Origin of the sequence: Granulicella paludicola (assembly GCF_025685545.1) — a bacterium.
GTDB classification, from domain to species: Bacteria; Acidobacteriota; Terriglobia; order Terriglobales; family Acidobacteriaceae; genus Granulicella; species Granulicella paludicola.
Genome location: NZ_JAGSYC010000021.1, coordinates 312,159 through 330,708, shown reverse-complemented (window position 1 = coordinate 330,708; position 18,550 = coordinate 312,159). Strand labels below are relative to the sequence as shown.

Sequence of the window (18,550 nt, the reverse complement as noted above, 5' to 3'; positions counted from 1 at the left end):
GTTGCGCGGATGTTTGTGAAGAAGGTTGTTGAGATGAAACTTTCAGAGCATCGCAAGGTCTAGGGTGTGGCGTTCCATCCTGAGGTGAGTGCGATGAAGTTTGCGATGCTGGTGGCGATGTTGTGGAGTGGTGTGTCGGTAGGGCAGGCGACGTTTGCGGTGGCGACGATTCGGCCGAGTGCGGCGCAGGTGCAGTTCGAGAGCGATGGCGAGACGAAGGTGTTGCCGGGGACGCTGCGGATGCGGGATGTGTCGATTCAGACGTGCATCAAGTGGGCGTATGGGGTGCAGCGGGCGCAGGTGATTGGACCTGGATTGCTGACGTCAGAGAAATACGACATCACGGCGAAGACCGATGAACCTGCGACCGAGGCGCAGATGAAGGTGATGATGCAGGGGCTGCTGACGGAGCGGTTCGGGCTGGCGTTCCATCGGGAGGAGCGGGAGCTGAAGTCGTATGCGCTGATGGTGGCGAAGACGGGGCCGAAGATGCGGGAGGCGATGCCGGAGGAGGTGCCGGACCGAAGGAACTCGGCGATGGGGACGGTGGCGCGGGCGACGACGATGCAGGAGTTCGCGGACTTTCTGGGAGGGCCGGTGGAGAAGCCGGTGATCGATAAAACAGGGCTGCCGGGGCGGTGGGATTTTGCGTTCGACTTTACGAAGTACCTGGTGGACCAGCCGAAGGGGCTGGATGATTATCTGCTGGTGTTGAACGAGACGCTGCAGGGTGAGGTGGGATTGAGGCTGGTGCCGGAGAAGGATGTGGTGGAGGTGATGGTGGTGGATAAGGTGTCGAGGGCGAGTGCGAACTAGTGGAAGATTGTTTTGATGATGCGGTAGGGGTTTGCGTGGGGTCGTGTGACAGGCTGCGGGTGGAGAGGCGATACTTTGGAGATGATTAGACCCTGTTTTCTTGTTGTTGATCGTGAGTACTCCGGCTCCATTTCTACGCGCAAGCTGGTGATTGAGACGGCGAAGTTCAATGTGCTCACTGCTTATTCTTCTGCCGAAGCGATTGAGACACTGGCGCGGTATCCGCGGGTGGATGGTGTGGTGATCGATGCCGGGCTGAAGGACATGCCGTGTGCTGAGCTGGTTGCGGAGCTGCGGAAGATTACGCCGGAGTTGAAGATCGTCTCGATCTGTCCGGTGGGTTCGCCGAACTGCGATGGTGCGGACGAGGAGCTGGAGTCGTTCGACCCGAAGAAGCTGCTGGGTGTGCTGCAGAAGTTTGTGCCGCAGGCGACGAAGGCGATTGAGAAGCGGGAAGAGGACCTGGCGAGCGGGAAGGGCTGAAGGGGTTGGCGCCCAAAGCGTTTGAGGTGGGCGCCACCTTGTTTACTGGATCGTGCTTCGCGGGCGGACTAAGGCCATTCCGACGAGGAAGCCCATGAGGAGACCTCCGAAGTGGGCGGAGAGGTCTGTGGTGCCCTGCATGGCTCCGAAGACGACGTTGTAGAGGACGAAGATGCCGGCGGATTTGCCGATGCTTTTGGTGACGGCTGGGTTGAGCGTGCGGCGGTGGATGAGCAGGAAGCCGAAGACGGCTCCGTAGAGGCCGAAGATGGCGCCGGATGCGCCTGCGCCGACGGCGTGCGGGTGGACGAAGACGCTGACGATGCTGCCGAAGAGGCCTGCGAGGAAGTAGATGAGCAGATAGCGCAGGCGGCCGAAGGTGGTTTCGATGAACGGCCCGATCTGGTAGAGGACGTACATGTTGAAGCCGATGTGGAGGATGCCGAAGTGCAGGAAGATGGAGGTGAGCAGCCGCCAGTACTGGTGGGCTCCGAGGGTGGCCGGGGCGAAGTCTCCGCCCCAGTGGAAGACCTGCTCGGGTGAGGGTTGGGTGAAGGAGATGCCGGTGGCGACCATGGCGAGGAAGACGAGGACGTTGGCCGAGATGAGGGCGTAGGTGATGAGGTAGGGGCTTGCGGGAGAGGTGGGGCGGGTGGGGTTGGAATCGAACGTCGTTGGCATGTGGTTATAGTTCTAGCATTGGCGCAGTGGTGGAGGCATTAGTCACGCGTTAGGCGCTGTTGCTTACGTCACTATTTACAGGGTTTTGGGTTTGGCTTATCTTGCAGGTATGGATTACTCGCAGATCATCACGATGGAGCCGGGGAAGCGGAGCGGGAAGCCGTGCATTCGTGGCACTCGGATGACTGTTGGAGATGTGCTGGAATATCTTGCTTCCGGTATGACGCACGCAGAAGTCCTGCACGACTTTCCGAATTTGACGGAGCAGGACATTCTGGCATGCCTTTCCTTCGCGGCTGACCGTGAGCGCAAAGTGGAACTGGTCCTTGCGTGAAGCTGCTTCTGGACGAAAATCTTTCGCCTAGATTAGTTGAATTGTTGTCCGATGTGTATCCCGGTTCCCAGCATGTTGCGGATGTTGGGCTGGGTTCGACGGATGATGCCGAGGTTTGGGCGTATGCCGAAACCCATGGGTTTGCGATCGTCTCAAGGGATTCCGATTTTGCGGACAGGAGCGCGCTGAAGGGCTGGCCGCCGAAGGTGATCTGGATACGGCTTGGGAACTGCAGGACCGCTGCGATTGAGATGGTGTTGCGCAATGGTGTGGAGGCCGTCCGTCGGTTTGGTGATGGGCAAGCGGCTTGTCTAATACTTGGGCGACGTTGAGGCTGAAGTATGGGCAGTATGGGCGAACCCACCCGTGACCAAGTGCGCGTCACGGATGGGGCACCCAAGATGGGTGGGTCACCCGCCCCACCCGAGATGGTGATCGGGCCACCCGCCGTTACGGATGGGCGCTCGCGCCCGATCAATCAAATTTGATTCGAGAGCCAGCATCGGCAATTTTTGCGAGGTGTTCCGCGCGCTCGGCATTCTCGCGTGCAAGTTTCTTGTCTCGGGCTGTCTTCCAGTCTCGATATTGTTTGTTCGATTCTGAAACCGCTAACTGGAGGGTCTCGCGATGATATTTTTCGACTTCTTCAATGGTGGTTCCATTTAGTGTCACCACGGCACCACGAAGGCTTGCAATCCCGGGCCGATGCATTGATGTGAATCGTGGGGGATGATTCCAATTCTCGATGAAGGCTGCTCCCCACTCGGCCGGGGGTCTACGGGAGAGAGCAAACGGTATCGCGTATAGGGCGCAGCCGGGGGTTCCATCGTTTCTTGGCTCTGTCACTTCTTCAATGATGACTCTTGTGATCTTAATATCATCAAAGTCGTAATTAGCTGTGGGCTGAGGGGTTCTAATCGGTGTTTCTGTATTCCCTACAGTTGATAAAGGTGTTCCTATCGGAGGAGCCTGTTCTCTCACTCCCAATAGAGTTCGCGCAAGATCTCCATAGGCCGTTTCCAAGTACGGGTCACTCGACAGATTGATGTGGTACTTGCCAGCCAGCCAAGATGGCGCGGCTTGCGCCCATGTTCCGCTACGCAATATGGGTATGAACTTCCGGTGGTTCCCAGATGCCATGACCTCTGCTGTCATGATGTCGCCCTCATAACCAACTCCCCCTTGCCTGGCTTCGGATTTGCTCTTGTACCGTGGGGTGCAGACAATTACCACGAACTCGTTTTCTCGTATCGCTCGTTCCATAAAGGCTGGTAGCTGGTCTCCAGGGATCGCGCTCCATCGGTCAATGGAAACATCTATCCCATCGGCACGTAACCGAGTTGCTAACGATTTGACCCATTCGTTGTGAGCATCGCTTTCCCATGAGTAAGAGAGAAATGCTTTGGGGCAGCGTGTGGTGCTGCTTGAGTCTTGTACGCTCATCGTGGTCTTCTCCGAAGTCTCAACAATACTCTTTTGTCTGTCCCGTAACTTTAGCCCACGCAGGCGATTGGCAGCTTGTTTGTAAAGGAGACTCCCGGTTCGTGCATGCTCCATGGCGTATGACCGCTGGATGGCAGAGGTTTCTAAACTTTTGAGAGCTGGCGGAAAGTGGAGGGGATGGCATGCGCTTGTCAGTGCACCAATCAGCGAAAGTATCTCCCTCTCTACACTGTCGCTGATTTCTATCCCGCATTCGGTAAGGGCCGCTATGTATTTCTCCGTCACTAATTCCACTCTAGTTCTGAACTTATGGATTGCTGCTCGACTGTAAGCGAGTGGTATGGCTGCTTGATTTCTTGTCTGTTGGGCTTCCCAGACTAGTTTCCGTTCATAGGCAGCTGATTCCTCCCTCAGGTTTAAGCTGGCTTCGACTATCAGTTCGTGTAGGTGAGTGTGAAAGTCTTTATCTAGTGTCATCTTGGTTTCTATGCAGTCGTAGATATTAGCTGAACAAGAACTCTTTTGTGCGGAGGTCTTTGATGGTGTCTCGGAGTTTGGCGGCTTTTTCGAATTCGAATTTTTTGGCGGCTTCGCGCATGTCGGATTCCAGGTTGTTGATGTAGGTGTCGAGGGCGGCCTGGGTGGGGAATTCGAGGGCTTCGAGGGCTATGTCGTCGCTGGTGAGGTCGGCGTAGTCGGCGGCGGTGATGGTGGCGAGGGAGTCGTCGATGCTGCGGATGACGGTGCGGGGGGTGATGCCGTGTTCGGTGTTGTAGGCGACCTGCTTTTCGCGGCGGCGGTCGGTCTCGTCGATGGCGCGGCGCATGGAGTCGGTCATCTTGTCGGCGTAGAGAATGGCGCGGCCTTCGAGGTGGCGGGCGGCGCGGCCGATGGTCTGGATCAAGGAGCCCTGGGACCGGAGGAAGCCTTCCTTGTCGGCGTCGAGGATGGCGACTAGTGAGACCTCGGGGAGGTCGAGGCCTTCGCGGAGGAGGTTGATGCCGATGAGGACGTCGTATTCGCCTTTGCGGAGGGAGCGGAGCAAGCGGATGCGTTCGAGGGTGTCGATTTCGGAGTGCATGTAGCGGCAGCGGACGCCGACCTCGGTGTAGTAGTTGGCGAGGTCTTCGGCCATGCGCTTGGTGAGGGTGGTGACGAGGACGCGCTGGTTGTTGGCGGCGCGGTCGCGGATCTCGGCGAGGAGGTCGTCGATCTGGCCCTTGACGGGGCGGATTTCGACCTCGGGGTCGATGAGGCCGGTGGGGCGGATGATCTGTTCTACAACCACACCCGCAGACTTGGTGAGCTCGTAAGGGCCGGGGGTGGCGGAGACGTAGATGGTCTGGCCGATGCGGCCTTCCCATTCTTCGAAGCGGAGGGGGCGGTTGTCCATCGCTGACGGAAGGCGGAAGCCGTAGTCGACGAGGTTCTGCTTGCGGGAGCGATCGCCGTGCCACATGCCGTGGAGCTGCGGGACGGTGACGTGGGACTCATCTAAAAAGCAGAGGAAGTCGCGGGGGAAGTAATCGAGAAGCGTGGGTGGGGGTTCGCCGGGGAGACGGCCGGAGAAGTGGCGCGAGTAGTTTTCGATGCCGTGGCAGAAGCCGACGGACTTGATCATCTCGAGGTCGTAACGGGTGCGCTGGTGGATGCGCTGGGACTCGACTAAGCGGCCTTCTTTTTCGAGCTGGGCCTCCCACTCGGTTAGTTCGGAGACGATGGAGTTGACGGCAGTCATCTTGCGTTCGGGCTGCACGACGTAGTGGGACTTGGGGTAGATGGGGAGTCGTGAGTACTTCTGCTTGACGGAGCCGAAGAGCGGATCTATCTGGCTTAGCGAGTCTATTTCGTCGCCGAAGAGCTCGATGCGGAAGGCGTTCTCGTCGTAGGTGGGGTAGACCTCGATGATATCTCCTCTTACGCGAAACGTACCGCGGCGGAAGTCGACGTCGTTGCGCTCGTAGAGAATTTCGACGAGGCGGCGGGTGATGTCTTCGCGCTTGATCTTCTGACCTTTTTCGAGGAGCAGCAACATGCCGTAGTAGGCTTCGGGCGAGCCGAGGCCGTAGATGCAGCTGACGGAGGAGACGATGATGCAGTCGCGGCGTTCGAAGAGGGAGCGCGTGGCGGAGAGGCGCAACTTGTCCAGCTCATCGTTGATGGTGGACTCTTTTTCGATGTAGAGGTCGCCGGCGGGGATGTAGGCTTCGGGCTGGTAGTAGTCGTAGTAGGAGACGAAGTATTCGACGGCGTTGTTGGGGAAGAACTGTTTGAACTCGTGATAGAGCTGGGCGGCGAGGGTTTTATTGTGCGCGAGGATCAGAGCGGGGCGCTGAACCTGCTCGATGATCTTGGCCATGGTGAAGGTCTTGCCGGAGCCGGTGACGCCGAGGAGGACCTGATCTTTTTCAGACGCGGCGAGGCCGCTGACGAGCTCGGAGATGGCGCGGGGTTGATCGCCCTGGGGGGTGTAGTCGGAGACGAGCTGAAAGTCCATATGTACAGGGTATAGGGAAGAGGGAGTCGGGAATAGAGAGGCTACTGACAGGAGTGTGTCAGTAGCCTTTTGGAGGGAAGGAGGATTTAGGCGAGCATGATTTTGTCGGGAGTGATGGGGTACTCGCGGATACGCTTGCCGGTGGCGTTGTAGATGGCGTTGGCGACGGCGGCGGCGGTGCCGGTGATGCCGATTTCGCCGATGCCGCGTGAGCCGATGGGATTGAACTTGAGGTCGGGGATGTTGAGGGTGCTGACGTCGATGGTGCCGATGTCGGCGTTGACCGGGACGTGGTATTCGGCGAGCGACTCGTTGACGACGCGGCCGTAGACGGAATCGATGTGGGCTTCCTCATGGAGAGCGAAGGAGATGCCCCAGACGATGCCGCCCATAAGCTGGTTGTGGCCGGTCTTCTGATTGAGCAGGGTGCCGATGTCGTAGGTGGCGACGATGCGGCGGACCTTGACCATGTGCGTGTCCTTGTCGACAGCGACTTCTGCGAAGACGGCACCCCAGGATTGCGAGGACATGGCGTCTTTGGATTCAGCGGGCTCAGCGGAACCGGTGGCTTCGACGGGCTTGTTGCCGTTGCGGGCGATGAGGTCGGTCAGGGTGTCGGACTGAGTCGGGTTATTGCGATTGAAGAGCTTGCCATCCTTCGCGTCGATGTCGAGGGTCTTGAGACCGTGGAGTGGAGAGGCGGCGTCTGCGATGGCGAGATCGGCGAGCTTGAGCTTGAGCTGGCTGGTTGCATCCTGAATGGCAGGAAGCACCGAGGCGGAGGACTGCGATCCGCCTGAGACGGGGGCCTTTGGCAGCGTGGAATCGCCGAGTTTGACCTCGACAAGAGTGGGGTCGATGCCGAGGCCAGCGGCGGCCTGCTGCGCCATGATGGTGTAGGTGCCGGTACCGAGGTCCTGCGTGCCGGAGCCGACGAACATACGACCACCGGGAAGAAGACGGACGATGGCCATCGCCGCGCTGCGGTTGGCGGGGTAGGTAGCGGTTGCCATGCCGTAACCAATCCAGGCATTGCCGTCGCTCATGGACCTGGGAGTCGCATTGCGTTTGGACCAGCCAAAGCGGTCGGCAGCCTGCTGGTAACAGTCCTTCAGATTCTTGCTGGTCCAAGGGCGATCGTGGCTTGGGTCTGTCTCTGCGTAGTTCACGAGGCGCAGTTGGACAGGATCCATGTTGAGCTTTTCGGCGAGTTCGTCCATCGCGATTTCGAGGACGGCGGTTCCGGGAGCTTCACCCGGCGCGCGCATAAAGGTGGAGACGCCGAGGTTTGCCTCAACAATTTTTGCGGAGACCGAGTTTGCCGAACTCATGTAGAGGTTTTTGGTGGGACCTTCTGCGTGCTCGACGAAATCCTCCATGACGGAGGCGTTCATGACGACGTCCTGCTGCATGGCCAGGAGTTTGCCGTCTGCGCTGGCACCGAGTTTGATCTTGTTGACGGTGGAGGGGCGACCGCCTACGGGGCCGAACATCTGCTCGCGCTCGAGTATGAGCTTGACGGGCTTGCCGGTAATGCGCGCGGCCATGGCGCAGAGCGGGACGTGCGACCACATGGAGCCTTTCGAGCCAAAGCCCCCACCGACGACGGGATCGACGACATGGACGAAGTCGACGGGAATGTTGAGGGTCTTGGCGAGCGACTGGCGAACGCCAGTGATGTACTGCGTGGAGTCGTAGACGTTGAGTTTAGGGCCATCCCACCAGGCGATGGTGCCGTGCGGTTCCATCGGATTGTGGTGCTGGATGGGAGTGATGTAGGTGTTCTCAATGATGACTGTCGCTTTGGAGAAGCCGGCCTGCGCATCGCCGCGGTGGTTTCCTGCGGGCTCCTTGCCGGGGTCTTTGGGCCAGCGGGCTTCGGCGAGGCGGTTCTTGAGGCCGATCTTTGCGGGCTTTGGCGCGTACTTTACCTTGAGCAAAGCAGCGGCTGACTTGGCTTCATCAAGCGAGCGAGCGACAACAACCGCGATGGGCTGGCCGTTGTACGAGACGCTGGTGTCCTGCAAGAGGCTGAGGTTGCGTCGCGCGGGGGGCTGCGGTGGTGCCTGGCTGAGCTTTGGAGCGTTGAAGGGAGTAAGGATGGTGACGACGCCAGCTGAGTTATCGGCAGCCGCGCGATCAATGGAGACGATATCGCCGCTGGGGATGGTGGACTGCACGAGGTAGGCATAAAGCAGATCGCTTTTCGCGAAGGGCTCGGAGAATTCGCCAGCGTACTTGATCTTTCCGGTGACCTTGGAGATGCCTTCGTAACGATGGTCTAACTGCTTCACGGGCTTGGGTGCTTTCTCTGCAGCCTGCATCATGCGTTTGCTCCTTCGGGTGCGCCCTGCGTGGCAAGGGTGAGGGCGCGGACTACGCCGCGCCTGGCCATCTCGACTTTGAAGGCGTTGTGCTCATATGTCTTCGCATCCTTGAGCAGAATGTCGGCGGCGCGAGCGAAGTTCTCGGGAGTGGCGGGCTTGCCGACGAGTACGTGCTCGGCTTCAGGCATGCGCCAGGGCTTGAGAGCGACGCCACCGAGAGCGAGCCCCGCAGACTTGATATTGCCGCCTTCAAGTTCAAGGCCTGCTGCGACAGAGATCAACGCGAAGGCATAGCTATTGCGGTCACGCGCCTTGAGGTAGTAGGAGTTCTTTGCGTACTTCGCGGCGGGAAGAGTGACGCCTACGATGAGCTCTCCCGGATGAAGGGCGGTTTCGATCCAAGGCGTTGAGCCAGGAAGTTTGTGGAAGTCGGCAAAGGAGATCGTGCGTTTTCCCTTTGCCCCTTCGACTTCCACCTTGGCGTCAAGCGCGGCCATGGCGACGCACATATCGGAGGGGTGGGTCGCGATGCAGGTTTCGCCGCTGGTGGAGCCTTTGTCCGTTTGACCGAGGATGGCATGGATGCGGTTATAACCTTTGACCGCAGCACAACCGGAGCCGGGCTCGCGCTTGTTGCAGGCAGGGAAGCTGACGTCCGTGAAGTAATAGCAACGCGTGCGCTGGAGAAGATTGCCGCCGGTGGAGGCCATGTTGCGGAGTTGAGGCGAGGCACCGCTAAGAAGGGCCTGCGAGAGCAGAGGGTACGACTGGCGAATGAGTGCATGATTGGCGAGGTCGGAGTTGCGGACCATTGCTCCGATGCGCACGCCGTCCTGATCAGGTGTGATCTGGGTGAGATCGAGATGGTTGATGTCTACAAGCGCCGCGGGAGACTCGACGCGATACTTCATGAGATCGACGAGGTTGGTGCCACCTGCGAGGAACTTGGCGCCACGGGCATTGCCTGCGTGGATGGCAGCTTCTGAGGAGGCGGCTCGTTGATAGGCGAAGTCTTTCATACGGTCGCTCCTTTGGAAGCCGCGCGAACCGCAGCAACGATGTTGGGGTAGGCACCGCAGCGACAGATGTTGCCGCTCATGCGCTCGCGGATCTCGTCGTCGGAGAGGTCGGGATGATCGGTGTTGCCGGTGTGGAAGCTGACGATGGAGAGCGCGCCCTGCTTCTGCTCTTCGATGGCGGCGACGGCTGAGCAGATCTGGCCGGGAGTACAGTAGCCGCACTGGTAGCCGTCATGCTGAAGGAAGGCCGCCTGCACGGGATGGAGTTCGCTGATGTCTTTGGGATCGGCCGACTTCGCGAGCCCTTCGATGGTGGTGATCTCTGCACCTTCCGCAGCTACAGCGAGAGTGAGGCAGGAGTTGACGCGGCGGCCGTCGATGAGCACAGTGCAGGCACCGCACTGGCCGTGGTCGCAACCTTTCTTGGTGCCGGTCATGTCCAACTTTTCGCGCAAAGCGTCAAGAAGGGACGTGCGCGGATCGACGTTGAGCGCCTGCGTCTGACCGTTTACCTTGAGGGTGACAGCCTGGCCGGAGGTGGCTGGTTTTTCGCCGAAGAGAGGCCCGGGCAGGCCGACGGTGGCGACGGCTGAGAGAACTCCAGCTGCCTGAACGAAGCGGCGGCGGCTGAGTTCGAGGTTGAGGCCAGACTTTGCGAGCTGGTGCTCTTCTTCAGCAAATTCATCGGGTTCAGGCCCGAGGTCGAATGGATGTGACATACGCTTTCCGCGCTCCTAAGCCTGACTTACAGCAGATAAAGGTGTAGACGCGGATGAGGATGAGGGAGATGTCCTGAGTTGGAGGGTGTGTTTTGATGTGGCGCGAGTTACGGGATGCAGCGGTGCTGTGGCGAAGATTCTCTTACGGAGGCGGTGAGGTCTGCGGTTTGCGAGGCGACTACTTCTTGTATTGTTCGTCGGTGACGGGTTCGAGCCAGTCGACGGCTTTGCCGTCGAGGACTTCGGTGATGGCGATGTGCGACATGCCCATGAGCGGCGAGGCACCATGCCAATGGCGTTCGCCGACCTCGAAGAAGACGATGTCGCCGGGTGTGACTTCTTCAACGGGGCTGCCTTCGCGCTGAACCCAGCCGAGGCCCTGGGTGATGAGGATGGTCTGGCCGGCGGGATGGGTGTGCCAGCGAGTGCGGGCACCGGGTTCGAAGGTGACGAGGCCACCGTTGGAGTGGCGACCGCCGTCGGGTGGAAAGAGGGAGTCGACGCGGACACTGCCGGTGAACCAGTCGGCGGGGCCGACCATGGAGGGGATGGTACCTACTCGGGTGATTTTCATAGTGTCCTTTCAGGAACTGGTGGGAATACGTCTGCCTACCAAGCAAGCTTACCTGCACACATCCTGAATGGGAGGTGTGCAGGTAGATGGTGCTTCCGTTGATGGATGGGCTTGGGAAGGTCTGATTCGGTCCTGAAGTTGCCGCGCCTGCCCCGACAAAACGCAGATTCCCTGAGGGAAGGACAATGAAAATAGCTGGTAAGGTGAATCGGACCTAATCGGAGTATCCCTAGCGGTCGATCAGCTTGCGATGGGTTTCGGGATAGCGTTCGCCTGCGATCTTGATGGCAGACGAGGCTTCGTCGAGCGAGCGGAGGTCGTCCGGGGTGAGCTCGAGCGTGGCACTGCCGAGGTTTTCTTCGAGGCGCGAGATTTTGGTTGTGCCAGGGATGGGAGCGATCCAGGGCTTCTGTGCGAGGAGCCAGGCGAGGGCGACCTGTGCGGGGGTGGCGTTCTTTTGCTCGGCGAACCTGGTTACGAGGTCGACGATGGACTGATTGGCTTTGCGATTCTCTTCGGTGAAGCGAGGAACGATGGCGCGGAAGTCCGAGCTGTCGAACTTGGTGGAGGCGTCGATCTTGCCGGTGAGGAAGCCCTTTCCTAGGGGGCTGAAGGGAACGAAGCCGATGCCGAGCTCTTCGAGTGTCGGCATGACCGACTCCTCGGGCTCTCGCCAGAAGAGCGAGTACTCACTTTGGAGGGCTGTAACGGGCTGAACGGCGTGGGCGCGGCGGATGGTTTTTGCGCCGGCTTCCGAGAGGCCGAAGTGTCTGACTTTGCCGGCGGCGATGAGGTCCTTGACGGCTCCTGCGGTCTCTTCGATGGGCGTGTTGGGATCGACGCGATGCTGGTAAAGGAGATCGATGGTGTCTGTCTGCAGGCGCTTGAGAGAGGCATCGACGACCTGCTTGATGTGTTCGGGCTTGCTGTTGGTGGAGGTCCACTTGCCATCGTTGTTGGGGTCGGCCTGGAAACCGAATTTGGTGGCGATGACGACATCTTTGCGGAACGGGGCGAGGGCTTCGCCGACGACTTCTTCGTTGACGAACGGGCCGTAGACCTCTGCGGTATCGAAGAAGGTGACGCCGCGTTCGACGGCGGCGCGGATGAGCTTGATGGCTTCCGACTTTTCTGTGGCGGGGCCGAGACCGAAGCTCAGGCCCATGCAGCCGAGGCCGAGTGCTGAGACTTCGAGGCCGCTTTTCCCGAGTGTGCGCTTTTGCATTGTTTCTCCTCTGTGGCCAGGGCTGAGATGCCTGAAGAGCCACGCGTACTGATATAGGTTAGGATGCGGTTGCTCATGATACAAGACGATTGCGACGGCAAAGAGTTATGAGTAGCATTCATGAATCATGAGAAACGATTTGAGTGATCTTTCGGTGTTTGCTGCGGTGGCGGAGGAGAGAAGCTTTACGAGGGCGGCAGTGAGGCTAGGGATATCGCAGTCTGCGTTGAGCCATTCAATGCGCGGTTTGGAGAAGCGGCTGGGGGTGCAGTTGCTGGCGCGAACGACGCGGAGTGTGTCTCCCACGGCGGCTGGTGCGGCGTTGTTGCAGGAGCTTGCGCCGGCGCTGGAGCGGATTGGGACGGCGGTGGCGGAGACGATGAAGCAGCGAGAGCGTCCGGCGGGACGGATTCGGCTAATCATTCCGCGAACGGCAACGAAGATGGTGCTGCTGCCGAAGCTGGCGAGGTTTGCACGGATGTATCCGGAGATTGTGCTGGAGGTGACGTCTTCGAATGATCCGGTGGACCTGGTGGCGGGGGAGTATGACGCGGGTGTACAGCTGGGGGAGTTCATTCAGCGGGACATGATCGCGGTGCGGGTAACGAAGGAGATGCGTCTGGCGGTGGTGGGGTCACCGAAGTACTTCGAATCGAATGCGATTCCGCGCCACCCGCAGGACCTGAAGGACCATGCGTGCATTGGGTTCCGTTTCAGCAATAGTGTGTACCGCTGGGAGTTTGAAAAAGGCAGGAAAGTATTGACGGTGAATCCTCTGGGACCGGTGTCGTTCGATGATCCAGAGCTGGTAACTCAGGCGGTTCTGGATGGAGTGGGGATCGGGACAGCGATGGAGGCGATGCTAGCGGAATTGATTGCCAAGAAAAAGCTGGTGCAGGTGCTGCAGGACTGGTGTCCAACGTTTCCCGGGTACTTTCTTTACTATCCAAGTCGGCGGAATCAGCCTGCCGCGCTGGCGGCTTTGATCGAGAGTCTGCGGCTTAAGGAATAACGCTCGTGCGAACGTCGCTCGTTTCAAAGAAGGGCAGTGAGGAGGCGGCTTGGTTAGCCGCCTCTCACTTGTTTAATGCGATAGGCGAATTCCGCGGTAATCGAGGTCGGGTGGAGGCGGCGGTGGAGGCGTGGAGGAGGTGTCGGCTGTGACTGCGGTCTTGTACCAGTCGATTCTGCGCGTGACAACCATGACGATGGCGAGCACGGCGAAGAGTAGCAGAGAGCCAAGGATGAGGGAGTTGTCTTCGCTGATGAGCAGACCGTACACAGCAGCGTAGAGCGTGGTGAGCATGGCGCCGAACCCGAGGCCTCTGAGGAAGCTTTGCAGGACGTAGACGAGGTAGAAGGTGAGGAGACCGATGCAGGCGGTGCTGGAGGCAAGATAGGCCAGGGCAAAGGGCATGTGTTCCGAGAAGCTGATGAGCAGAAGGAAGAAGATGGCGAGGCCGAAGCCGACGAGAAGGTACTGGATGGGGTGGATGGGAAGCTGCTTGATCATCTCGAAGAGGAAGAAGCCGCCAAAGGTGAGGAGGACGAAGAGGATGCCGTACTTGGTGGCGCGGTCGGAGAGTTTGTAGGGGTCGATGGGGGTAAGCAGGCTTACGCTGAGGAGGTCGATGGGTTTGGAGGCCTGTAGCTGGAGTTGCGTTCCGGCTGCGAGTGACGAGAGATCCCAGGATGCGTTGAAGCCTTGCGGGCCGACGTCGCGAGAGCGGGGAAGGAACTGGCCGTCGAAGAGGGGTGAGCGCCACGTGGAGGCGAGTTCGACGTGGTTGGAGTTGCCGATGGGAGCGATGCTGAGTTGCTGAGTGCCCGCTAGTGCCATGTCGATGGCGATATCGAGGTGCCCGTTCGCAGCGTTGAGGTCGGACAGAGGGATGTGCAGATTCGGCTGCCAGCCGCTGAGGTTTTCTCCGCCTTGCAGTATGGCGGCAGGGGCTCCATTGATGGTGACAGCGGGCGTGCCGACGATGCCTCGGACATCCTGTACGGAGAGAGCAAGGTAGGGTTCGCCCCAGGTGATGGTGCCTGTAGTGTGCGGATCGACGATGGTGATTCCGCTGCGCAGATGACCGTTGAACTCGTAGACGGTGACGTTGTAGAGGCCATGGTGGCGTTCGCTGGGGATGAGTTTGCCGCGCAGGTCAAAGGTCTGCGGGAACGAGATGGCGTTGAGGCTGGCGACGTGCGGAACGGAACGCAGGGTACCTTTGTCGTCGCGCTCGACGGTGGTGGTGGCTTCGGTGTAAGGACGGACGAGGATGGGACCGATAAGGGTCTGCGGACCGGCGTAGCTGGATTCGATGCTCTTGATGGCCTCGTCTCTGTAGGCCTGGCGCTCGCTGATGGTGCCGTTGACCATGAAGAGAGCGAGGCAGATGACGAGTGTGAGGATGCCGATGATGAACAGCTTGAGGGTGATGGTCCGTTTCATGGTTCTCTCCTGGTGAAGCTTGTGGTTTCACTTTGTATTGCAAAGTGATTGGGCAAAAAAGGGTCAGGCGCGGGTCGGCTTGAGGTTGCGCAGCGACTTGGGAGCAGGGGATTCGCTGGCGATCTTTGCTGCGTCTTTGACGACCTGCTCAAGCGTGGTGAGGTATTCGAGATACCGTTTGCGGCCGGTGGAGGTAATGCGGCAGATGGTTTGGGGGCGGGAGCGATCGTCTTCCTTGAGGAGCTCAACCATCTTTTCTGCTTCGAGGACGCTGAGGTGGCGACTGAGATTGCCGTCGGTGAGTGAACAGAGCTGCTTGAGTTCGTTGAAGAGAAGACCTTTTGGATTGGTGATGAGGGAGGTGAGGACGCTGAGGCGGGCGCGCTCATGGATGACGCGGTCCAGACCTTCGTAGGCGAAGCGGCCCTTGCTGGCTGGAATTTCAGGCGTCATGGTCGAGCTCCGGTGCGCAGAGGTAGAGGATAGTGGCGACGAGCAGCTGCCCGCAGCCGAAGGCGAGGCCCATGGTCCAGGGACTGAGCGTGCGGGCGTTGCCGAAGCCAAGGCAGATAAGACCGCTGGCGAGATACCAAACGCCGGCGGCGAGCATGGGGCGCGGCAGGAATCGGCAGGAGGCGAAGACGCCGAGGCTGAAGACGATCTGCCAGAGGCCCGGGAGCAACCAGAAACTGGCAGGGTTGTAGTGGCGGAGCATGACGAGGGTAAGGAGCACGCCAGCTGCGAGGGCGGGCAGGAACTGCTCGGCCGCCTGCCGCAGCATCTCGTTCGAGAGGCCAGAGTGCATGCGGCGCGAGCGGGTGATCATCTGCGCTGCGGTGAGTGAGGCGCAGAGGAGCGCCAGCGACGCCCAGACGCGAAGGTAGGCGAGTGGATGCTGTGCGGGTTCCGGGACAAAGTGCGCCTGGATGAAAGCGGCGACCACTGCGAGAACGCCGGTGGTCGCGAGGGTTGCTGGGCCGTAGCCGCGGAACTGCGTGGAGCGGGCAAGCTCTCTGCGGATGGTGCTGATGTCGCCTAACGCTTTGTGAAGGTCGCTCATGGGAGTTTCACTTTACATTGCAAAGTAGATCAGAGCGCTGGATTCATGTCAAATGAATCTTGCAGGTTCAAAGTGATAGGTTCAGAGAGAACGCGGGATCGCGGAAGGAGATAGTGGCATGGGTGTGGAGCTTTGGTTAATTCGGCATGGTGAGACGGAGTGGAGTCTGAGTGGGCAACATACGAGTACGAGCGATATTGCGCTGACCGAACATGGGCGTCAGCGGGCGGTGGAGTTGAAGGAATATCTGAACGGCAGGATGTTTGCTGCGGTATTGACGAGCCCGATGTCTCGGGCGAAGGAGACGTGCGCGATTGCGGGGTATGGCGATGTGGCGCAGGTGGACGAGAACCTGATGGAGTGGAACTACGGCGAGAGTGAAGGCAAGACGACCAAGCAGATGCGCGAGAAGTATGGGCCGACATGGAGCGTGTGGACGGACCCGATCGTTGATGGTGAGGCCGTGGAGCATGTGGGCGAGCGTGCGGACAAGGTGATTGCTCGGGCGTTAGCGGCTGCGGGGGATGCGGGTCAGGTGGCGCTGTTTGCTCATGCTCATATTCTGCGCATTCTTGCGGCACGTTGGATTGGGCTACCAGCTACTGGCGGGAAGTTGTTTGGGCTGGGCACCGGAAGTGTGAGCGTGCTTGGCTTCGAGCGTGAGACGCGTGTGATTTCGAAGTGGAATCGCGGCTTTGAAGAAGGCGAGTAGCTGCGATAAGGATTGAGCATCGCGAGATTAGAACAATGCATAAGGCGGCCGCGAAGGCCGCTTTTTCATTTTGAACTCGTAGACTCAAAGGGTGGAGGAAGAGTTTTGATCGATGCCTTGGTGGATTTGCAGCATGTGTATGTGGCTCGCGGTGAGAACGTGGTGTTGCAGGATTTGAGCCTGAAGATTGAAGCTGGGGAGCATCTCGCAATCCTGGGACCGAATGGGTGTGGGAAGTCGACGCTGCTGAAGACGATGACGTGTGAGTGTTACCCGTTAGCGAAGCCAGAGACGCAGGTGCGGATCATGGGGCGAGAGAGGTGGGACCTTACGGAGTTGAAGCGGCGCATGGGTGTGGTGAGTGCGGAGTTGCCGGGGCGGCAGACGCTGACGACTACATGCTTCGATGCGATCGTGACGGGATTTTTTTCGAGCTCGACTCTGTGGCCGAACCTTACGGTGACGGCGGAGATGCGTGAGCGTGCCGAGGAGATTCTGGTGCTGGTGGGAGCGGAGAAGATGCGCGACAAGCTGGTGGGTCAGATGTCGGCAGGACAGCAGCGAAGGACGATGATTGGGCGTGCGCTGGCAGGGACTTCGCTCGATGCAAAGCAGGGCGAGGTGCAGATGCTGCTGCTGGATGAGCCTAGCAACGCGCTGGACCTCGGAGCTCAGCATGACCTACGCGAGCTGCTACGCGGGCTTGCAGGGAAGGGGACGGCAATCATGCTGATTACCCATCACATCGCGGACATCCTGCCGGAGATGCAGCGGATCGTGATGATGCGTGAGGGGCGCGTGATTGCGGATGGATCGAAGAGTGAACTGCTGACTGCGGAGCAACTAAGCGAGTTGTTTGGGCGGAAGATCGCGATGAGCGAACGAGATGGATACTGGAATGCCTGGTAATCAGAATTCTTCGCGTCTCGGCGCTGTGTTGAATCAATGGGACTTGCAAGCTTCTATGGGAATCTGGATTTTTGTTTTAATGTTTCTTCCAAAATCGGGCATCCCCCATTAGGGGTAGACCGTCTTACTGTCATCTCCATTGTGGAACTTCCCCGGAGGTTCCACGGCGAATTCATACGGTCAGTAGTTGCAGCAAGTCATCGCTGCGGACCCGACAGAAAGAAGGGAAGATTGCATGAATAACAAGATTGGTTTCAAAAAGGTTCATGGGTTCGGAACGGCACTCGCTGTACTCGCATTTGCAGGTGTATCGGTAGCAGCAGCTCAAGAGGCGACTGTACAGGGCATGATCGTTGGTCGCGATGGCTCAACCATGTATGTGAAGACAGGCGACAGCCAGAGACAGATTGTCGTGCTGAGTGACAACACCCCCGCTACGCAGAAGGGTGGCATGTTCGGATGGAGCCACAAGGATCTAGGCGTTGCGGCGCTGGTACCCGGCCTGCAGGTGAAGGTCGATGGTGCATTCGATGCGGACCACAAGCTCGTCGCGAAGAAGGTTGAGTATACGAGCGGATCGATGAAGACGGCTAAGCAGATCGACGCAGGTCTGACGCCGGTGAACGCGAAGGTTGCTGCACACGAGGATGCTATCCGCAGCGCACGTCGCGATATCGAGTCGGCACAGGCGGACATCGAGACAAGCAAGCAGACGATTGCTGCTAATCAGGCGCAGGAGGCTCAAGACGCGCAGGCGGCTCAATCGGGTATTGGCAAGACGAATGGTCGCATTGGTCAGCTTGATCAGTATGTAGAGAAAGGCTCGATGACCGTAAACTTCCGCAATGGAAGTGCAGCGGTGAGCAAGGCCGATAAGGACCAGCTCGAGGACTTCCTGAAGACGGCTGCCAATACGCAGGGCTTCATGGTGCAGGTGCAGGGCTTCGCTTCGAAGGTAGGTTCGCCCTCAGTGAATCAGCGTCTGAGTGCAGAGCGTGCTGATGCGGTTCTTACGATCATCCAGCAGAGCGGCGCGATCCCGCTTACGCGCATTCTGGCGCCCGCTGCGATGGGCACCACAAACCAGGTGGCCGATAACCACTCGCGTTCGGGACAGAAGGAGAATCGTCGCGTAGTTGTGACGATCCTTGTAAACCAAGGCATCACCGGTGGCGCGGACCAGAGTGCTTCGGCGGCTCCGGCTCCGACTGGTAGCGAGCAGTAAAACGAAGAGCCAACTATGTTGGCTTTGAATGAAAGTGCAGTGGCCGCGAGAGATCGCGCGGCCACTGTTTTTTGAGG

Annotated in this window: 19 protein-coding genes; 8 read left to right on the top strand and 11 right to left on the bottom strand. The window is 59.2% G+C overall.

What is annotated here, in order from left to right:
- Positions 1-93: 93 nt before the first annotated feature.
- Both OHL14_RS05900 and OHL14_RS05895 read left to right on the top strand, forming a co-directional pair.
- Positions 94-816 (top strand): TIGR03435 family protein, encoded by a 723-nt coding sequence (locus tag OHL14_RS05900; RefSeq protein ID WP_263378398.1) that lies wholly within the window; start codon positions 94-96, stop codon positions 814-816.
- A gap of 81 nt (positions 817-897) precedes the next feature.
- Positions 898-1,299, top strand: coding sequence for a DNA-binding transcriptional response regulator (locus OHL14_RS05895; RefSeq protein ID WP_263378397.1), 402 nt, complete (start codon positions 898-900; stop codon positions 1,297-1,299).
- Between the two features lie 42 nt (positions 1,300-1,341).
- On the opposite strand, the gene OHL14_RS05890 is transcribed toward OHL14_RS05895, so the two are convergent.
- A complete protein-coding gene (locus OHL14_RS05890) occupies positions 1,342-1,980 on the bottom strand; it encodes a rhomboid family intramembrane serine protease (RefSeq protein ID WP_263378396.1) in 639 nt (212 codons plus the stop codon).
- Between the two features lie 109 nt (positions 1,981-2,089).
- Between OHL14_RS05890 and OHL14_RS05885 the strand changes: the two genes are divergently transcribed.
- Complete coding sequence (locus OHL14_RS05885; RefSeq protein WP_263378395.1) at positions 2,090-2,314, top strand: DUF433 domain-containing protein; 225 nt, start codon at positions 2,090-2,092, stop codon at positions 2,312-2,314.
- Positions 2,311-2,646 (top strand): DUF5615 family PIN-like protein, encoded by a 336-nt coding sequence (locus OHL14_RS05880; protein ID WP_263378394.1) that lies wholly within the window; start codon positions 2,311-2,313, stop codon positions 2,644-2,646. The genes OHL14_RS05885 and OHL14_RS05880 overlap by 4 nt, the downstream gene beginning before the upstream one ends.
- Before the next feature lie 142 nt (positions 2,647-2,788).
- On the opposite strand, the gene OHL14_RS05875 is transcribed toward OHL14_RS05880, so the two are convergent.
- From OHL14_RS05875 to OHL14_RS05845, 7 genes are all read right to left on the bottom strand, one after another.
- On the bottom strand, positions 2,789-4,234 hold the full coding sequence (locus tag OHL14_RS05875) for a toll/interleukin-1 receptor domain-containing protein (RefSeq protein WP_263378393.1): 1,446 nt from the start codon (positions 4,232-4,234) through the stop codon (positions 2,789-2,791).
- Between the two features lie 25 nt (positions 4,235-4,259).
- On the bottom strand, positions 4,260-6,254 hold the full coding sequence (uvrB, locus tag OHL14_RS05870; RefSeq protein WP_263378392.1) for an excinuclease ABC subunit UvrB: 1,995 nt from the start codon (positions 6,252-6,254) through the stop codon (positions 4,260-4,262).
- Positions 6,255-6,340: 86 nt separating this feature from the next.
- On the bottom strand, positions 6,341-8,581 hold the full coding sequence (locus OHL14_RS05865; protein WP_263378391.1) for a xanthine dehydrogenase family protein molybdopterin-binding subunit: 2,241 nt from the start codon (positions 8,579-8,581) through the stop codon (positions 6,341-6,343).
- Positions 8,578-9,600, bottom strand: a complete 1,023-nt coding sequence (locus OHL14_RS05860; protein WP_263378390.1) for an FAD binding domain-containing protein — start codon at positions 9,598-9,600, stop codon at positions 8,578-8,580. Before OHL14_RS05860 ends, OHL14_RS05865 begins: the two co-directional genes overlap by 4 nt.
- Positions 9,597-10,319: a (2Fe-2S)-binding protein gene (locus OHL14_RS05855; protein WP_263378389.1), complete on the bottom strand. Its 723-nt coding sequence runs from the start codon at positions 10,317-10,319 to the stop codon at positions 9,597-9,599. The genes OHL14_RS05860 and OHL14_RS05855 overlap by 4 nt, the downstream gene beginning before the upstream one ends.
- A 178-nt stretch (positions 10,320-10,497) precedes the next feature.
- A complete protein-coding gene (locus OHL14_RS05850) occupies positions 10,498-10,893 on the bottom strand; it encodes a (R)-mandelonitrile lyase (protein ID WP_263378388.1) in 396 nt (131 codons plus the stop codon).
- Between the two features lie 229 nt (positions 10,894-11,122).
- Positions 11,123-12,118, bottom strand: coding sequence for an aldo/keto reductase (locus OHL14_RS05845; RefSeq protein ID WP_263378387.1), 996 nt, complete (start codon positions 12,116-12,118; stop codon positions 11,123-11,125).
- A gap of 127 nt (positions 12,119-12,245) precedes the next feature.
- Here OHL14_RS05845 and OHL14_RS05840 point away from each other — a divergent pair, with 127 nt between their 5' ends.
- Positions 12,246-13,130, top strand: a complete 885-nt coding sequence (locus OHL14_RS05840; RefSeq protein ID WP_263378386.1) for a LysR family transcriptional regulator — start codon at positions 12,246-12,248, stop codon at positions 13,128-13,130.
- Between the two features lie 72 nt (positions 13,131-13,202).
- Here OHL14_RS05840 and creD read toward each other — a convergent pair whose 3' ends face one another.
- From creD to OHL14_RS05825, 3 genes are all read right to left on the bottom strand, one after another.
- On the bottom strand, positions 13,203-14,567 hold the full coding sequence (gene creD, locus OHL14_RS05835; RefSeq protein WP_263378385.1) for a cell envelope integrity protein CreD: 1,365 nt from the start codon (positions 14,565-14,567) through the stop codon (positions 13,203-13,205).
- A 63-nt stretch (positions 14,568-14,630) separates the two neighbouring features.
- Positions 14,631-15,020, bottom strand: coding sequence for a transcriptional regulator (locus OHL14_RS05830; RefSeq protein WP_263378384.1), 390 nt, complete (start codon positions 15,018-15,020; stop codon positions 14,631-14,633).
- Entirely contained in the window at positions 15,010-15,627 is a 618-nt protein-coding gene (locus OHL14_RS05825) for a hypothetical protein (RefSeq protein ID WP_263378383.1), read from the bottom strand. The genes OHL14_RS05830 and OHL14_RS05825 overlap by 11 nt, the downstream gene beginning before the upstream one ends.
- A gap of 118 nt (positions 15,628-15,745) precedes the next feature.
- Here OHL14_RS05825 and OHL14_RS05820 point away from each other — a divergent pair, with 118 nt between their 5' ends.
- The 3 genes from OHL14_RS05820 (at position 15,746) to OHL14_RS05810 (ending at position 18,473) form a co-directional block, all read left to right on the top strand.
- Positions 15,746-16,339, top strand: a complete 594-nt coding sequence (locus OHL14_RS05820; RefSeq protein ID WP_263378382.1) for a histidine phosphatase family protein — start codon at positions 15,746-15,748, stop codon at positions 16,337-16,339.
- Positions 16,340-16,444: 105 nt separating this feature from the next.
- Positions 16,445-17,248: an ABC transporter ATP-binding protein gene (locus OHL14_RS05815; RefSeq protein ID WP_317890396.1), complete on the top strand. Its 804-nt coding sequence runs from the start codon at positions 16,445-16,447 to the stop codon at positions 17,246-17,248.
- Positions 17,249-17,483: 235 nt separating this feature from the next.
- Positions 17,484-18,473 carry an OmpA family protein gene (locus OHL14_RS05810; protein ID WP_263378381.1) on the top strand — a complete coding sequence of 330 codons (990 nt, stop codon included), beginning with the start codon at positions 17,484-17,486 and terminating at the stop codon, positions 18,471-18,473.
- The last annotated feature ends 77 nt before the right edge of the window (positions 18,474-18,550 follow it).

Excerpts from the sequence above, each read along its gene's own strand:
- OHL14_RS05825 (WP_263378383.1), bottom strand. The coding sequence starts at position 15,627 with ATGAGCGACCTTCACAAAGCGTTAGGCGACATCAGCACCATCCGCAGA.
- uvrB (WP_263378392.1), bottom strand. The coding sequence starts at position 6,254 with ATGGACTTTCAGCTCGTCTCCGACTACACCCCCCAGGGCGATCAACCC.
- OHL14_RS05855 (WP_263378389.1), bottom strand. The coding sequence starts at position 10,319 with ATGTCACATCCATTCGACCTCGGGCCTGAACCCGATGAATTTGCTGAA.
- OHL14_RS05850 (WP_263378388.1), bottom strand. The coding sequence starts at position 10,893 with ATGAAAATCACCCGAGTAGGTACCATCCCCTCCATGGTCGGCCCCGCC.
- OHL14_RS05840 (WP_263378386.1), top strand. The coding sequence starts at position 12,246 with ATGAGAAACGATTTGAGTGATCTTTCGGTGTTTGCTGCGGTGGCGGAG.
- OHL14_RS05865 (WP_263378391.1), bottom strand. The coding sequence starts at position 8,581 with ATGATGCAGGCTGCAGAGAAAGCACCCAAGCCCGTGAAGCAGTTAGAC.
- OHL14_RS05820 (WP_263378382.1), top strand. The coding sequence starts at position 15,746 with ATGGGTGTGGAGCTTTGGTTAATTCGGCATGGTGAGACGGAGTGGAGT.
- creD (WP_263378385.1), bottom strand. The coding sequence starts at position 14,567 with ATGAAACGGACCATCACCCTCAAGCTGTTCATCATCGGCATCCTCACA.
- OHL14_RS05895 (WP_263378397.1), top strand. The coding sequence starts at position 898 with ATGATTAGACCCTGTTTTCTTGTTGTTGATCGTGAGTACTCCGGCTCC.
- OHL14_RS05860 (WP_263378390.1), bottom strand. The coding sequence starts at position 9,600 with ATGAAAGACTTCGCCTATCAACGAGCCGCCTCCTCAGAAGCTGCCATC.
- OHL14_RS05810 (WP_263378381.1), top strand. The coding sequence starts at position 17,484 with ATGAATAACAAGATTGGTTTCAAAAAGGTTCATGGGTTCGGAACGGCA.
- OHL14_RS05845 (WP_263378387.1), bottom strand. The coding sequence starts at position 12,118 with ATGCAAAAGCGCACACTCGGGAAAAGCGGCCTCGAAGTCTCAGCACTC.
- OHL14_RS05875 (WP_263378393.1), bottom strand. The coding sequence starts at position 4,234 with ATGACACTAGATAAAGACTTTCACACTCACCTACACGAACTGATAGTC.
- OHL14_RS05900 (WP_263378398.1), top strand. The coding sequence starts at position 94 with ATGAAGTTTGCGATGCTGGTGGCGATGTTGTGGAGTGGTGTGTCGGTA.
- OHL14_RS05885 (WP_263378395.1), top strand. The coding sequence starts at position 2,090 with ATGGATTACTCGCAGATCATCACGATGGAGCCGGGGAAGCGGAGCGGG.
- OHL14_RS05890 (WP_263378396.1), bottom strand. The coding sequence starts at position 1,980 with ATGCCAACGACGTTCGATTCCAACCCCACCCGCCCCACCTCTCCCGCA.
- OHL14_RS05830 (WP_263378384.1), bottom strand. The coding sequence starts at position 15,020 with ATGACGCCTGAAATTCCAGCCAGCAAGGGCCGCTTCGCCTACGAAGGT.